The sequence below is a fragment of the Gemmatimonas groenlandica genome (assembly GCF_013004105.1).
Lineage (GTDB): Bacteria > Gemmatimonadota > Gemmatimonadetes > Gemmatimonadales > Gemmatimonadaceae > Gemmatimonas > Gemmatimonas groenlandica.
In genome coordinates this window covers 789,531-804,396 of record NZ_CP053085.1, presented here as the reverse complement: position 1 = coordinate 804,396, position 14,866 = coordinate 789,531, and the positions used below count along the sequence as shown (strand labels likewise).

General features: G+C 65.5%; 14 protein-coding genes. 12 read left to right on the top strand and 2 right to left on the bottom strand.

The window, feature by feature from the left end; genetic code table 11:
* The first annotated feature begins 174 nt into the window (after positions 1-174).
* The 10 genes from HKW67_RS03315 (at position 175) to HKW67_RS03270 (ending at position 9,061) form a co-directional block, all read left to right on the top strand.
* A complete protein-coding gene (locus HKW67_RS03315) occupies positions 175-1,182 on the top strand; it encodes an ROK family protein (protein WP_171224041.1) in 1,008 nt (335 codons plus the stop codon).
* Positions 1,179-2,246 carry a carbohydrate kinase family protein gene (locus HKW67_RS03310; RefSeq protein ID WP_171224040.1) on the top strand — a complete coding sequence of 356 codons (1,068 nt, stop codon included), beginning with the start codon at positions 1,179-1,181 and terminating at the stop codon, positions 2,244-2,246. The genes HKW67_RS03315 and HKW67_RS03310 overlap by 4 nt, the downstream gene beginning before the upstream one ends.
* Positions 2,243-3,190, top strand: coding sequence for an ATP-binding protein (locus HKW67_RS03305; protein WP_171224039.1), 948 nt, complete (start codon positions 2,243-2,245; stop codon positions 3,188-3,190). The genes HKW67_RS03310 and HKW67_RS03305 overlap by 4 nt, the downstream gene beginning before the upstream one ends.
* A 7-nt stretch (positions 3,191-3,197) precedes the next feature.
* Positions 3,198-3,755, top strand: a complete 558-nt coding sequence (locus HKW67_RS03300) for a hypothetical protein (protein WP_171224038.1) — start codon at positions 3,198-3,200, stop codon at positions 3,753-3,755.
* Positions 3,752-4,084 carry a hypothetical protein gene (locus tag HKW67_RS03295; protein WP_171224037.1) on the top strand — a complete coding sequence of 111 codons (333 nt, stop codon included), beginning with the start codon at positions 3,752-3,754 and terminating at the stop codon, positions 4,082-4,084. Before HKW67_RS03300 ends, HKW67_RS03295 begins: the two co-directional genes overlap by 4 nt.
* Positions 4,085-4,147: 63 nt before the next feature.
* Positions 4,148-5,206 carry a trans-sulfuration enzyme family protein gene (locus HKW67_RS03290; RefSeq protein WP_171224036.1) on the top strand — a complete coding sequence of 353 codons (1,059 nt, stop codon included), beginning with the start codon at positions 4,148-4,150 and terminating at the stop codon, positions 5,204-5,206.
* A 12-nt stretch (positions 5,207-5,218) separates the two neighbouring features.
* On the top strand, positions 5,219-5,920 hold the full coding sequence (ftsE, locus tag HKW67_RS03285; RefSeq protein WP_171227529.1) for a cell division ATP-binding protein FtsE: 702 nt from the start codon (positions 5,219-5,221) through the stop codon (positions 5,918-5,920).
* A gap of 8 nt (positions 5,921-5,928) precedes the next feature.
* On the top strand, positions 5,929-6,777 hold the full coding sequence (locus HKW67_RS03280) for a cell division protein FtsX (RefSeq protein ID WP_171224035.1): 849 nt from the start codon (positions 5,929-5,931) through the stop codon (positions 6,775-6,777).
* Positions 6,777-7,985 carry a murein hydrolase activator EnvC family protein gene (locus tag HKW67_RS03275; RefSeq protein ID WP_171224034.1) on the top strand — a complete coding sequence of 403 codons (1,209 nt, stop codon included), beginning with the start codon at positions 6,777-6,779 and terminating at the stop codon, positions 7,983-7,985. Before HKW67_RS03280 ends, HKW67_RS03275 begins: the two co-directional genes overlap by 1 nt.
* An 83-nt stretch (positions 7,986-8,068) precedes the next feature.
* Positions 8,069-9,061, top strand: coding sequence for a deoxyribonuclease IV (locus HKW67_RS03270; protein ID WP_171224033.1), 993 nt, complete (start codon positions 8,069-8,071; stop codon positions 9,059-9,061).
* Between the two features lie 146 nt (positions 9,062-9,207).
* Here HKW67_RS03270 and HKW67_RS03265 read toward each other — a convergent pair whose 3' ends face one another.
* Complete coding sequence (locus tag HKW67_RS03265; RefSeq protein ID WP_171224032.1) at positions 9,208-11,556, bottom strand: TonB-dependent receptor; 2,349 nt, start codon at positions 11,554-11,556, stop codon at positions 9,208-9,210.
* An 84-nt stretch (positions 11,557-11,640) separates the two neighbouring features.
* Positions 11,641-11,988, bottom strand: a complete 348-nt coding sequence (locus HKW67_RS03260; RefSeq protein ID WP_171224031.1) for a hypothetical protein — start codon at positions 11,986-11,988, stop codon at positions 11,641-11,643.
* 77 nt (positions 11,989-12,065) lie between these two features.
* Here HKW67_RS03260 and HKW67_RS03255 point away from each other — a divergent pair, with 77 nt between their 5' ends.
* Positions 12,066-12,755: a zinc metalloprotease gene (locus tag HKW67_RS03255; RefSeq protein WP_171224030.1), complete on the top strand. Its 690-nt coding sequence runs from the start codon at positions 12,066-12,068 to the stop codon at positions 12,753-12,755.
* 243 nt (positions 12,756-12,998) lie between these two features.
* Entirely contained in the window at positions 12,999-14,621 is a 1,623-nt protein-coding gene (gene pckA, locus HKW67_RS03250) for a phosphoenolpyruvate carboxykinase (ATP) (protein WP_171224029.1), read from the top strand.
* Positions 14,622-14,866 lie beyond the last annotated feature (245 nt).

Here is a 14,866-nt window from a genome sequence, read left to right as displayed (position 1 = left end):
AGCCCGAGAGCGACCTCCCACGCGAAGCGCGCGATCCGGGGCCGGGTAACTGCAGGCAGTTGAGCGCTTCGAGGAGTCGGCGGCATTCGCATGACCATTGGACGACCGGCCGCCACGTGCGTTAACGACCGCCAGCGCAGCCAGCACTGGGCGGCAGCATTATCTTTTCGCCTTATGACTGCTCTCCCAGCCAACCAGTTCATTGTCGGTGTCGATCTTGGCGGCACCAACATTGTCGTCTGCGCGATGTCCGCCGATGGATCGCGCCAATACGGACTCTGCTCCGAACCCACCGCCGCGCACGAAGGTGCCGATGGCGTGATCGCGCGCATGGCCCGCATGGTGAACACGGCGGTGGCCGACACGATGCGCGAGGCCGGGGTGTCGCGCGATGCGTTTCTCGGCGTGGGTGTGGGAGCGCCCGGCCCGCTCGATCGGGAAAAGGGCATTGTCCTCGTGGCGCCGAATCTGAACTGGCACAACATCCCGCTGCGCGATCGCATGACCGAGCTCACCGGCCTCGCCGCCGCACTCGACAACGACGCGAACTGCGCGACGTACGGCGAATGGTGGGTCGGTGCCGCCCGCGGCGCGAAGAACGTCATCGGCATGACGATCGGCACCGGGATCGGCGGTGGTATCATCCTCGACGGTCGGCTGTATCACGGCTCGAGTGACGTGGCTGGTGAAATCGGCCACACCACCATCGACCAGACCGGCCGTCGCTGTGGCTGTGGTAACTACGGCTGCCTCGAGGCATACGCGTCGGGCACGGCGATCGCCGAACGCGCGCGTGAGGCGCTGTCGTTCGAGCAGCTGTCGATTCTGCCCGACCTGGTGAACGGCGACGTGTCGAAGATCACGGCGGCCACGGTATATGCCGCGGCGGCGCAAAGTGATGCCGTGGCCATCGAGATCGTGCGGGACACCGCGCGCTTTCTGGGCACTGGCATCGCGAATCTGCTGAACGTGTTCAATCCCGATTGCGTCGTGATCGCCGGTGGCGTCACGCAAGCCGGCGAGGCGTTGTTCGTGCCGCTGCGCCAGGAAGTGCGTCGTCGCGCGTTCAAGCCGGCGGTGGACGCCTGTCGGATCGTGCCCGGTACGCTGCCCGGCACCGCTGGTGTGGTGGGTGCGGTGGCCACGTTCATCGCGCAGCACACCGGTCGGCCGCCCGCGTGAGTACCGCCGGGTTGCCGCGCGAATCACGAAGCGCACCGCATAGCGAACCACGCAAGAAGCGCGTGGGCGTGATCGGTTCGTTCGTCTGGGATGTGCTGCACGGCCGTGACAAGCGCAGTGTGCCCGTGGAGGAATGGGGCGGCATCACCTACTCACTCTCGGCGCTCGATGCCGCCCTGCCCGATGATTGGGAGATCGTGCCGTTGGCGCGTGTGGGCGATGATCTGGTCGATCGCGCGCGCTTGTTCTGCCGCACCTTACGGCACATGGCGCCCGACGCCGAGATCATCGGCGTGCCCTACCCCAATAATCGGGTAGAGCTGCGCTATCTGGACGACGAACGTCGTACCGAGCATCTATCGGGTGGTGTACCGGCGTGGACGTGGATGGGACTCAAGCCGGTGCTCGATGCAGCGGGGCTCGATGCGCTGTACATCAACTTCCTGAGCGGCTGGGAGCTCGATCTCGAGACCACGCAGCTGGTGCGCGCGCATTTCAGCGGGCCGATCTACTGCGACCTGCACATGAAGATCATGGCCGTGCTGCCCGATGGCCTGCGCGTGGCCCAGCCGTTGCCCAACGTGGCGGCGTGGTGCGAGTGCTTCGACGTGCTCCAGGTGAACGAAGACGAGATGCAGATGATGGCACCCGACTCGATGGCGCTCGCCGCCACGGCGATGGCGGCCGGTGTGTCCTGCCTCTGTGTCACCCTCGGCAAACGCGGCGCGGTGTACGTGGCTGCTCCAGGCTTTGAGCGTCTGCGCGACTTGCCGCCCGTGCGAGGTCACACTTCTGCGCTATCCACATCGCCGCGAGGTGGAAGTGGTGCGCTGGGCGCGCTGCGCACGGGACTGGTGCCAAGTGTTCCGCCACGGGTCGATGGCCCCGGAGATCCGACCGGATGTGGCGATGTATGGGGCGCTACCCATTTCTCGCGGCTGCTTGCCGGTGATATGTTGACTGATGCGATTGCGACGGCGAACAAAGCCGCATCGCGCAACGTCGAGCATCGCGGGGCCTCCGGTCTTGCGAATCATCTCCGCGGAGAGCTGAGCCTTTCGTGACGTCTGTCATCAGCGTACCGCCATCACTCGATGAACACAGCTTCGAGCAAGTCTTCGAGCAGCTGGCGTTGGTCCCCGAAGGTGACAAGATCCTGGTCGACGCCCGTCATGCGCGATGGGCCTCGCCCTACGGACTGACGGCGCTGCTCTGCGTCGCGCAATCACGCGCCGACCGCATGGGATTCGCGGTGCCCGAACATGCCGACACGGTGTCCTACTGGTCGCGCACGGGATTCTTCCGTCATGCGGCCGAGTTGTACGACATGCATGGGACTGTGCCGCGCGCGCGTGACGCACATGAGTCGGATGTGCTGCTCGAGATTACGCCGATCACCAAAAGCGACGACGTGCACGGGGTGGTGGGCCGCATCCAGCAGAAGGCCGCCGACATTCTGCACGGCCAGCTGAATCTCGATACCGCCATCACCGGCGCCTTCGGTATGACGCTGAGTGAAGCGTGTCAGAACATCGTGGAGCATGCCGGCCTTGGTGGCTGGGTGGCCGTGCAAACGTACAAGTACGCGCGCCGACTCGGTCGCCGTGTGGTGGTGATCGCGGTGTGCGATGCCGGTGTCGGCTTCCGCAAATCACTCGAGAGTTCGCCGGGACATCGGCGCAGCGACCGCTGGGATGACGCGATGGCGCTTGAAGATGCCGTGCTGCGCGCGGTCAGCCGCTTCCGTCATGGCGACAAGGGACGCGGCCAAGGTCTGGCGGGCATTCGTCGCTTCGTCGGTCGGTGGGACGGGAAGTTGTCGGTGCGCAGCGGCGCCGCCCGCATCGCCATCACGCCGGACTGGGATGAAGATGTCCCGATGACGGAGGGACTTCCGTTCTTCCCCGGTGCGCAGATGCAGGTCACGATCCCCGAACGCCTCGGTGAGGCGCCCGTGCGGGCCCGCAGCGCCGGTGCGTCACGTGCGCGCCCGCGGGGCACGCTGTGAGGGCGCGATGACCGTGAACATCGACGTCGGGACCGTGTTGCGTGGCACCGTGTGCGACCTGTACTCGAATCTGGTCACCCGCCCGACCGGCGCGGCCGTCCGGACGGCGATCGAGGAGCAGGTCCTCGAGCTTGGTGCGTCTGTGGTCACCACGATCGACTTCTCGCAGGTGAACCTGCTGGATTTCTCGTGCGCCGACGAGATCGTGGCCAAGTTGCTGCTGCGTTACGCCAGCGACGACGGACTGCCGGGATTCCTCACCTTCCGCGGGATTCACGAAGGCCATATCGATCCGATCGAGACGGTCCTCGAACGTCACGCGCTGGCGTTGGTCTCGTGGCATGAGGGGGCGGCCGAACTGTTCGGCCATGTGGACGACGACGAGCGTTCGCACTGGGAAGCGGTCCGCGACCACGGACCGATCTGGGCCGAGGCGCTGGCGCCGATTCTGGCCGTGAGCGAGGCGTTTGCCGCCCAGCAGCTGGACCGGCTGCGGGTCCGCCGGTTGATCATGCGACGCGACGACGGCTTCACGGTGCCCGGCACCGTGGCGAGGGCATCATGAACGACGACGAGAAGGCCAAGGCCCGAAAGTTGGGGATGTTCAGCGGGTTCTCCCCGGTGTTGCAGGTCGTGGGTTTCATCAGCAGCAAGCCCGGCGACGCCGAACGGGGCCCGATGGTGCGCCTTCGCTCCGACGATGCGCTGGTGCGTCTCGTGACGGGACACGAGCTGGTGCGTGTGGTATCGGATCGACGTTCTGAACTGGCCGAGCTGCAGATCGACGACACCTTGCCTCGCGGCGGGTGTGTTTTGCGGGACGTGGTCGGGGCGGCTCCGTCTGAACTCGTGCGCGTGATCAAGTTGGATACCGACTCCCGGACGCGCGTCTGACCTCGTCCGGCCCCTTGCCGGCCAACTCCGCATTTATTCCGCACCCAACCCGCCGTGCCTGACATGAGTGACATCGACGCGATGCCCCCCATGCCGTTGAACGGCCTTCCCGACGGGCTGCCCGTCCCGGACGGGCTGCCCGATGGCCTCGTGCCCGGGCGGCCCGACAACTCGGTCGTGCGTGAGTTGGCGCAGCTGGACCGGACCGAGTCGGCGCTGGTACTGGCCAGCGGCATGGCCGCCGTGGCGTGTACGATGGTCTCCCTGCTCCGCCCCGGTGATCACCTGCTCGCGAGCCGCTGGCTGCGTCCCGAGACGCGCCGGTTCTTCGAGCATGAACTTCCGGCGCTCGGCGTACAGGTGAGCTTCGTCGATCCCACCGAAACGCGTGGATGGCGCCGCTCCCTGACGCGCACGACGCGCCTGGTGTATCTCGAGTCGCCGGTCGATCCGAGTACGCGCATCGTGGACATGCGCCCCGTGCGTACGCTGGCTCAGGAGCTCGGGATCGCCCTGGTGGTCGACGCGACGTTGGCGAGTCCCATCAATTTTCGGCCCGTCGAGCACGGCGCCGATGTGGTGCTTCACTCCGCCAGCGCGTTCCTCGATGGTCATGCTGACGGGTTCTCCGGCGTCGTGTGCGGCAGCGACGCGGTGATCGACGAGGTCCGCACCAAAATGCGGTCGTGGGGCGCCGAGCCGCATCCAGCGGCTGAGGAGCATCTGGCCCGCGGACTCAAGACGCTCGGCGTTCGGGTCGCGCGGCAGAACAGCTCGGCGCTGCACGTGGCGCAGTGGGGGGCCGCATTCGCCGCCACCAACGGTGCCGTGAGCGCGGTGCACTACCCCGCACTCGCTTCGCATCCCGATCATGCGGTGGCCGCCGAGTGCTTCTCGGGGTACGGCAGCCTGATGTCGATCACCCTGCGCGATGGCGACGCGGCGGTTGGCGAGCTGCTCGGCCGACTGCAACACTTTCATGTGCGCCACGCGGAGCGCGCCGCGCGACTGGGCGGCATCGAGTCGGTAGCGAGCGCCCTCCCCGAAGGATCGATCCGCCTCAACATCGGACTCGACGATGCGTCGACACTGATCGGCGATCTCACTCAGGCATTGGAGTAGTTGGTGTCCGGCATTCTTCGCCTGACAAACGTCAGCAAGGAGTATCCCCGCTCAGGCGCCGCCCTGCGCGACATCTCGTTCGAGATGCGCAAAGGTGAATTCGTGTTTCTGGTGGGACACAGTGGCGCCGGCAAGAGCACGCTGCTGAAACTGTTGTCGATGGCCGAGCGCCCGACCACGGGTGAACTGCGCATCTCGGGCTTTTCGAGCCTCTCGATCAAGCAGCGCGAGATTCCGATTCTTCGCCGCCGACTGGGCATCGTGTTTCAGGATTTCCGGTTGTTGCCCGATCGCACCGCGGAACAAAACGTCGCGTTCGCCTTGGAAGTGACGGGGGCCCCGCACGCGCAGATCCGCCCCAAGGTGGCGCGACTGCTCACGCAAGTCGGGCTGGCCTCGAAGGCCACTGCGTTTCCGCACGAACTCTCGGGCGGCGAACAGCAGCGCGTCGCGATTGCGCGCGCGTTGGCGAACGATCCGTTTGTCCTCCTGGCCGACGAACCCACCGGTAATCTCGACGACCGCGCCACCCACGCCATCTTTCTGCTGTTGCGCGAGATCAACGCACAGGGCACGGCCGTGCTGATGGCCACGCACGACGTCGCGATGATCCAGCGCTCCAATCTGCGCTTTCTCGAGCTCGACCACGGTGAGCTGGTGCACGACGGCACCGATGTGGCGCGACTGCTGGCCGACATGCGAGGCCGCCGATGAGGCTCGCCATGCGAGAAGTGTTCCTGGCATTCAAGCGCGCCCCACTCCTGGCGATGCTCGGCGTGACGACGATTGCGTTCTCGTTGTTCGCGTTCGGGCTGTTCGGGCTGGTCGCGATCAATATCAAATCGGCTCTGCTGGAAATCGAAGATCGCGTGGAAATTCGCGCGTTTTTGATCGACGGCGCGAAGGACGCGCAGGTGGAAGAGTTGATGCAGGGGATCAACAAGATCCCGCAGGTCGCCGACGTGGGCTATGTGAGTCCCGACTCGGCGCTGCAACGCGCCCGCGCCGAGCTCGAAGAGTTTCGTGATGTGATGGAAGGGGCGATGCTCCCCGGCTCGGTGGAGCTTCGCCTGAAGGAAGGTGCGCGCGACCCCGAAACGGTACAGACGATTTCACGGCGCCTGCAGACCTTTCCGGTGGTCGAGGAAGTGCGCTACGGTCGCGAGTGGGTGGAGAAGCTCTATCGCATTCGCAATATCGCGGGCATCGCCGGATCGGTGCTCGGCAGTGTATTCGCCTTGGTTGCGATCATCATCATCGGGTCGACGATCCGCATGGCCATCCTGGCGCGGACCAAGGAAATCGAGATCATGCGACTGGTCGGCGCGACGAACAATTTCGTGCGCCTGCCCTACCTAATCGATGGAACACTCAAAGGGCTCGCCGGTGGCGCGATCGCGGCAGCCCTGGCGTGGACGGCCGTGCAGCTCGTGTCGAAGAACCTCATGGCCGCGCAGTTCTTCAACGCCGAACAAGTCATGCTGGGGATCGCGGCCGGCGGCGTGCTGGGCCTCGTGGGGAGCTGGCTTTCGGTGGGTCGTCACCTGCGCCGCGTGTGGCGCGACGCGTAGTGCGCGCAGTCGTCGCGTTCGCGTTTGCAGTAGCGGTAACGGGGGCTGCGATAGCCGGCACGCCGACCATCGCGCGCGCGCAAGCGAGCGGCGCACCGGAACAGCGCCTGCGACAGCAACAGGACGAACTCGACAAGCTGCGAAAGGAACGCAGCGACCTCGAGAAGAAGATGGCCGACCTGCAGCGCAGCGCGCGCACGCTCTCCGATGAAGTGACCAATCTTGAAGCGCAGCGGAAGGCGACGGCGCGACTGGTTGGCGCCCTCGATCAGCAGCTTGAGACCATCAACACCGAAGTGGTAAAGGCGGGCTCCGGCCTGGTGAAGGCGGAGAGTGAGCTGGTGAACAAGCGTACCGCGCTGCAGCGCCGCATGGTCGAGATCTACAAGCGCGGTAGCCTGTACGACGTGGAAGCGATGCTCTCGGCCCAGTCGTTCGCCGGCCTTGTGGCGCGCTACAAGTATCTGCACGAGCTGGCGCTGCACGACCGCGGACTCGTGCGCCGCGTGGAAGGACTACGCGATCAGATCATTTCACAGCGACTGCTGCTGGTGCGCCTGCAGGATGAAGTGGCGCGCAACCGTTCCGAAAAGGATCGGGAAGCGCGCCGGCTGGCCGAGCTCGAATCGCGGCGTCAGCGCAATCTCACGACCGTGCAGCGCAGCGCCACCCAAACGCGCGAGCGGCTCACGCAGTTGGCGCGCGACGAAGCCAAGGTGGCCGGCGTCATTGCGTCGCTCGAAACGGTACGACGCCGGGCCGAGATGTCGCCGAACGCTCGACCGGCGGCACCGTCGAGCATTCGCACGTCGGACCTCGGCAAACTCGATTGGCCGGTGGACGGCACGATTCTGTATCGCTTCGGCCGCGTGATCAATCCGAACAACACGACCACCCGCTGGAACGGCATCGGCATCGGCGCGTCGGTAGGCACTGCCGTGAAGTCGATTGCCGCCGGTGAAGTCGTACTGGCCGACAACGTCGGCACGTACGGGCCTACGGTGATCGTGCAGCACGGCGGTGGTGACTACTCGGTGTACGGTTCGCTCTCTCGCATCGATGTGCGGAAAGGGCAGCAGATTCCAAAGGGGCAGACCATCGGCACGGTGGGTGCGACCGACCCTGATCTGCCGCCGCACCTGCACTTCGAGATCCGCCCGAAGGGGCGCTCGGTGGATCCGTTGGAGTGGCTGCGCGGGCAACGGTAACGGCGAAGTTGGGGGTATGAAGTACGGAGTACGGAGTAACGGGTAGGTGTGGAGGTGGCGGGGGGATGGTGGTAGTGTTGGTCATGCCTGCCAAGAAAGCCGCCACTAAGGTGCCTGCCGCTGCTGCGGCCCCCGCGAAGAAGGTCTCCACCCGCAAGGCGCCATCGCCGCCTGCCCCATCGATTGCTGCGCCCATCGTGGTCGATGCGGGCGACCACACGAAGGACCGAGCACCGATAGGTGCACATGTGTCGATCGCGGGAGGTACGTGGGAGTCGGCAGCGCGGGCGCGTGAGATCAGCGCGACCGGGTCGCAGATCTTCACGAAGCAGGCGAACCGCTGGCTCGAACGCGACATCGACGACAGCGAATCCGCGCGCTATCGCACGGCGATGAGCGAGACACAGGTGCGCTGGACCTGTGCGCACGACTCGTACCTCATCAATCTCGCCTCACCCGATGACGCGCTACGGGCGCGCTCGGTGGAGAGCTTCAGCGCCGAGCTGCGTCGTTGTCACGCGCTCGGCCTCGACGCGTTGGTGTCGCACCCCGGCAACTTCATGGACGACCGCGCCAGTGGCATCGCGCGCAACGCCGAAGGCATTGTCGCCGCACTTGAAGCGGAGGTCGGCCCCACGCGGTTGCTGATGGAGCTCACCGCTGGTCAGGGTACGGTGCTGGGCTCGACGTTCGAGGAGATGGCCGACTTGTTGTCGCGAATTCCCGCCGCGCTGCGGAGCCGGGTGGGCGTGTGCCTCGACACCGCGCACATCTGGGCTGCCGGCTACGACCTGGTCACCGACTACGACGGCGTGTTCGCGAAGTTCGGCGACCTGCTGGGCTTCGACACGCTCGGCTGCCTGCACCTGAACGACTCGAAGGCCAAGCTGGGCTCGCATCTCGACCGACACGAGTTGATTGCCGAAGGCACGATCGGCGAACAGGCCTTCCGTCGCATCATGACCGACGAGCGCATGGCGCAGATTCCGAAGGTGATCGAGACGCCAAAGGGCGACACGCCGGCGGAGACGGATGGACGGATGCTGCGGTTATTGCGGGGGTACGCGGCGGGGTGACCTGCGAACGGCAAACGGCGAAATACAAACTCCCTAGGAAGCAGGGGGGAGGGTATCAGGGCAGAGGAGGGAGGTAAACCGCGCGCCGTTGCTCCTCCCTCTTACCTGATACCCTCCCCCCTGCTTCCTAGGGAGTTTGCCGTTGTTCAAAACAGCAGCTTATACACCACACTCACGTTGCGTCCCGGATTGTACGCGTAACTCTTGATGCGGCTGGTCGCGTCGCGATACTGCTCGTCCAACGCGTTGTCCACGCGCATCGTGACCGAGTGCACCTGGCTTCCCTTGAGCGTGAACAGCCACGTCGCGCTCAGATCGAGCAGCGTGTAGGCATCGGTGGTCACGTCGAGGTCGTCGCCGCTCACCTTCTCCTGCGCGAATACACGGCGCACGTCGCCGCCCGCCGACACGCGGCCGTTGTCGTAGCGCAGTGACGCGCCAAGACGGCCGGCGGGAATGTACGGAAGATTGTCGTCGCTATTGCGGATCTTGGCGCGGACGTAGTCTCCCATCACACCGCCCACGAGACGATGGACCAGCTTCGTTTCAAGTTGTCCTTCGACGCCGTACATCGCCGCGTCGCGCTGCAGGAAGTTGACCAGGGGTACGCTGTTCCCGTCGACATTCTGCGTGCCCGTGGCGCTGGGTACGATGTACTTGTCGATCAGATTGTAGTACGTGTTGAACTGCGCGAAGGTGCGCGGTGTCTGTGCGCGCAGTCCCGCTTCGAAGCCCGTGCTCTGCTCCGGCTTGAGGGCGGCATTGCCGACGTCGAAGGTGCCCACCGCGGCGTGGTAGCCGTTGGCGAACAGCTCTTCCACCGCCGGCGCTCGGAAGCCGCGCGACACGTTCGCGGTGAGCGACATGTCGGTGGTCACCGGCACGCTCAGCCCCAACGACGCCGCCATGTTCTCGAAGGCGCGGGACTGCGCGGCGCCGAAACGTGCCGCTTCGCTGCCGGGATCGGTGGAAATCGAGAAGCGATCGTAGCGCGCACCGATCTGCAGGCGCGGGGTGTGGTCTTCCGACGCACCCATGCTGAGCGGTAGCTCTTGAAAGACGAACGCGGCTACGTTGTTGTTGGTGGAGCCGGGAACGAACGCTTCTTCACCGACTGGGCGGTACTCACGAAACAGTCCTTGCACACCGACCGCGCCGCTCATCCGGCCGACCTTGGTGCGTCCGGTGACGTTGACCGTCTGCGTGTTGAGCGTGAACTGCGTGCCGATCGCACCATCCGGCTCGATCTCGTTGTGCGAGTACCACTGCGAGGTGCCGTCCACGCGCAGCGTGGCGATCGGGGCGTAGCCGGTGCTGATGGTGGATTGCAGCGCCGCCATGCGTCGCACGCCATCGATGCGAATGGGGTCGTCGCCGGCCGGATGCGGCAGGCCGTACTCGAACCCCATCTGCCGATACACCACACCGACCGACCCGCGCCCGCCGACCGTGCCGGCACCGAGCGCAAACTGATTGGTCGCACCATTCGTGTTCGGCTGCGAAGCGCCGCCGCCCACGCGCATGTTCTCGAAGTGGCGGAACCCACCACGTGCCGTGACGGCGAGCTTCGAGCCAACGGGAACCGTGATGCCCACGCTCGCGACACCGCCGGGCGTGACGCTTTCCCCCTGCCCCAGCACATAGCCGGTCGCGCGACCAGGAACGCTGGTGGGGATGTCCGACGAAATCACGTTCACCACGCCGCCGATGGCGTTGTTGCCGTACAGCAACGAGGCCGGACCGCGAATCACTTCGATGCGTTCGGCGGTACTCGGATCGACCGCGTTCATGTGATCGGCGGCGCCGGCCGACAGATCGCCGGCGCGCTCACCGTCTTGTAGCACCAGCACGCGTTCGCCGGTGAGACCGCGAATGACCGGCGTGGACGCCATCGGTCCGTTGAAGCGCGTCGACATGCCGGGCTCCTTCGAGAGCGTCTGACCCAGCGACGTGCTCAGGGCGCGCTGCAGTTCCTTGCCCGACAGCTGCACCGTGGCCTGTGTGACGTTGAGCGGATCGGTGCCGGTGGGCGTCGCGGTCACGTTAACGCTCGAAAGTCGTACCGTGGCGACCCGCATCGTCACGGTGACCTGCACCGGCGAACCACTGGCACTCACGGTCACGACTTCATGCGCGGCGGAGTAGCCGATGCGAATGAAGTCGAGGTGATACACGCCCGGCGGCAATCCCTCGATGGCGAAGCGACCCCGCTCGTCGGTGAGCGCATTGCGGTTCGCGCCGCTGACCACGACCTGAACGTTCGACAGCGGCGCTCCGGCCGTGTCTTTGACGATGCCATTCACCACGGCCTCGGAGGCGGCGGTCGGCGCCAGCGAGGCAGCCTCACCGCGCGTCGGGACACTCGCGATCGCGAGCGCGGCTACCACCAGAGGGGTGAACAGCGAGAAGACGGTCCGCGGGCTGATACGACGGCCCGCGGCCGGACGCGCGACGGTCGCCGAGGCGACGTCGCGGCGCGAAAAGTTCGGCAGCATGACAACTCCAGAAATGTGATGTGCGCGACGCGTAGATGACGCGATCGCATGGTCCGGGGCCATGCACGTGGCATGGCCGACAACTCAGACCGACATCATCGGAGGAGCACGCTGAGAAGCAGTGCCGCGACCGACACCCTCGCGACGCGGGGCTTCGAGGCTGACGGGCGCGATGACGCGCGCGGTAACGATGGGGGTGCGCGGCGCGCTCGTTGACGTGCCGTTCGGGCCGGTCGCCACACTGCACAGGAGACAGTCGTGCCCATGCACGAGCACGCAGCCGGGTCCCGTCTCCGACTCCATGTGCACGTACGCTTCGCGCTTGTCGAGTCGCCAGGCGTCGGCCACCGACGACACGGCCGGCCCCATGACCTGAAACCAGGCCAACAGGAACAGGAAGCGCGTGAGCAGTGGGGAGCGCGTGCGAGCCATCTCTGTAACGTGTCGGTTCCGGGAAAACGACGCAACGGGCTATGGAAGATCCGGCGTCTGACAGACAGCTTTCACAAATGTTCCGCCCTCGCGCTCGATCACACGCATCCCGCTGTCGGTTCCACGCCGGCCGGCATCTCATCGGCATCGCCCTGCTCGCCGCCGCCTGCGACAATCCCACGGCGGTCCGACCGGATTTCGCATACGATCCTACCGAGCTTACGGGGGGCCTGCTGTACCGCTGGACCACAGGCGCCAAGGTGCGCGTGTTCGTGGAGCCGATACCGGCGAGCAGCGTGAGTGTGGCGCTTGCGACGCAGCGCGCGGTGGTGGCGTGGAACGCCGTACCGCAGGTCCGTGAGTTCACGCTCGAAGTCGTGACGAACCGCGATGTAGCTGATGTGATTGTATACGACCGCAGCCTGGCGCAACCCGTGGTGACCGGCTCATGCCCGTTCAACCCGTCAGGTGCAGCGGGCTATACGTATTTCTGTGCGGTCAATGGTCGGGCCGAACGTCTGCGCCCGATTGCCTCATCCGTGCTGAGCGCAGCGATCGTGATTCGCGTGGACATGTCCACGACCGCGACGCAGGCGTCGCTCGATGCGCTCGTGGCGCACGAGATGGGGCACGCCGTGGGTATCGGTGGCCATAGTCCGCAAACCACCGACGTGATGTACACGCGACCGACCGTGAGCGCACCCACCGATCGCGATCGCAACACGCTGCGAAATCTCCTGGGGCGAGCGGCCGACATTACGCTCTGACGCGGGCAGGTGCCATGCAACCGTACTGAGAATTCATGCAGGAAAAGGGGCAAATCCGCTTGAGCCAGCGGGCCTCGTCCGTCATGTTTCATTCTCGGTTCGCTGCTCGACCGAATGAAGGCCGAACCAGTCGCTCGCAGTTTCACATCTCTGAAGCATACCTCCCGCAGGACAGGTCAAGCGCTGCACCGTGCGCGCTCGACTGCGCCTGTCCCGCCGTCCGTTTTCCGTGAGGGTCGCACCATGGCGACACAGGTCACCCCGTCCGCTGCCGTTCGTCGCGAGAGCCTTGAAGGCCTCGCTCCCCAGGGCCTCAAACCGAGCGGCGAGGTTCACTGGAACTTCGTCGCTTCCGAACTCGTCGAGGCGGCGATCCGTCGTGGCGAGGGGCGGTTGGCTGAAATGGGGCCGTTCGTGGCGGTCACGTCGCCGCACACGGGCCGTTCGCCGAACGACAAGTTCGTGGTGCAGGAGTCGTCGAGTGAGGCCGATGTCGACTGGGGCAAGGTGAATCAGCCCATGGCGCAGGCGCACTACGAAGCGCTGAAAGCCGATGTGAAGCAGTATCTGAACACGCTGCCCGAACTGTTCGTGCAGGACCTGTATTGCGGCGCCGATCCGGCCACGCGTCTCAGCGTGCGGTACGTGCTGCCCAATGCGTGGCACGCGTCGTTCGTGCGCAACATGTTCATCCGCCCGGCGGTCGAAGAGCTGGCCACGTTTGCGCCGAACTTCACGGTGTATCACGCACCGGAATTCCAGGCCGACCCGGCAAAGCACGGCACGCGCACGACCACGTTCATCGTGCTCAACATCGCCGAGCGGACGATCCTCATTGGCGGCACGCGCTATGCCGGTGAGCTCAAGAAGTCGATGTTCACGGTCATGAACTACCTGCTGCCGAAGCAGGGTGTGCTCTCGATGCACTGCTCGGCCAACATCGGCCCCGCCGGCGACACGGCGCTGTTCTTCGGTCTGTCGGGCACGGGCAAGACGACGCTCTCGGCCGACCCCACGCGCGGTCTCATCGGCGACGACGAGCATGGCTGGTCGTCCGAAGGCACGTTCAACTTCGAAGGTGGCTGCTACGCGAAGGTGATCAACCTGTCGCCCGAGAACGAGCCCGACATCTATCAGACCACGCAGATGTTCGGCACGGTGCTCGAGAACGTCGTGCTCAACGAGCCGTCGCGTTCGGTGGACTTCGCCAATCAGTCGATCACCGAAAACACGCGCGCGTCGTATCCGCTCCATTACATCAAGAACCACGTGCCGAGCGGCCGCGGTGGACACCCGAAGAACGTGGTGTTCCTCACCGCCGACGCCTTCGGTGTGTTGCCGCCGATTGCCAAGCTCACGCCCGAGCAGGCGATGTACTACTTCCTGTCGGGCTACACAGCCAAGGTGGCCGGCACCGAGCGCGGCGTCACGGAGCCTCAGGCCACGTTCTCGGCCTGCTTCGGCGCCGTGTTCCTGGTGTGGCACCCCACGAAGTACGCCGAGATGCTGGGCGAACTGCTGCGTACGCACGGCTCGCAGGTGTGGCTGGTGAACACCGGCTGGAGCGGCGGCGCATACGGCGTTGGTCAGCGCATGAAGCTGAGCTACACGCGCACGATGGTGCGTGCGGCGCTCGACGGCTCGTTGGCCAACGCGAGCTTCGCCGCTGATCCGATCTTTGGATTGCACCTGCCCAATGCCATCGATGGCGTGCCGAGCGACGTGCTGAACCCGCGCAGCACGTGGGCCGATGGTGCCGCGTACGATGCGCAAGCGAGCAAGCTGGCGGGCATGTTCCGCGACAACATCACGAAGTTCGGCGCGGCCGTGTCGCCGGCGATTCTGGGCGCGGGTCCGAAGGGCTGAGGCTCGGCGCTGACGGTGGCCGCTGAATGACAAACCGCCCCGGAGCAATTGGCTCCGGGGCGGTTTGCGTTTCACAAACTGCTTGACCGCGAATTGGCGCAGGTGCTCGCGGATGAACAGCATAATGAAATTGGGCGTCGCGCCTGCGGACCGAGTCCTGCTCTGCGACGATCGTCCGCGACCATTCGCTCAACTCGCGGTGAGGTTGTGCCGTGTTGCACCACTGCGCGTTCCGCGTCGCGGTG

What these genes read in the sequence shown, in the direction of transcription:
- HKW67_RS03315 (WP_171224041.1), top strand. Translation starts at nt 175, where the DNA reads ATGACTGCTCTCCCAGCCAACCAGTTCATTGTCGGTGTCGATCTTGGC.
- HKW67_RS03300 (WP_171224038.1), top strand. Translation starts at nt 3,198, where the DNA reads ATGACCGTGAACATCGACGTCGGGACCGTGTTGCGTGGCACCGTGTGC.
- HKW67_RS03295 (WP_171224037.1), top strand. Translation starts at nt 3,752, where the DNA reads ATGAACGACGACGAGAAGGCCAAGGCCCGAAAGTTGGGGATGTTCAGC.
- HKW67_RS03290 (WP_171224036.1), top strand. Translation starts at nt 4,148, where the DNA reads ATGAGTGACATCGACGCGATGCCCCCCATGCCGTTGAACGGCCTTCCC.
- HKW67_RS03280 (WP_171224035.1), top strand. Translation starts at nt 5,929, where the DNA reads ATGCGAGAAGTGTTCCTGGCATTCAAGCGCGCCCCACTCCTGGCGATG.
- HKW67_RS03270 (WP_171224033.1), top strand. Translation starts at nt 8,069, where the DNA reads ATGCCTGCCAAGAAAGCCGCCACTAAGGTGCCTGCCGCTGCTGCGGCC.
- HKW67_RS03265 (WP_171224032.1), bottom strand. Translation starts at nt 11,556, where the DNA reads ATGCTGCCGAACTTTTCGCGCCGCGACGTCGCCTCGGCGACCGTCGCG.
- HKW67_RS03260 (WP_171224031.1), bottom strand. Translation starts at nt 11,988, where the DNA reads ATGGCTCGCACGCGCTCCCCACTGCTCACGCGCTTCCTGTTCCTGTTG.
- HKW67_RS03255 (WP_171224030.1), top strand. Translation starts at nt 12,066, where the DNA reads ATGTTCCGCCCTCGCGCTCGATCACACGCATCCCGCTGTCGGTTCCAC.
- pckA (WP_171224029.1), top strand. Translation starts at nt 12,999, where the DNA reads ATGGCGACACAGGTCACCCCGTCCGCTGCCGTTCGTCGCGAGAGCCTT.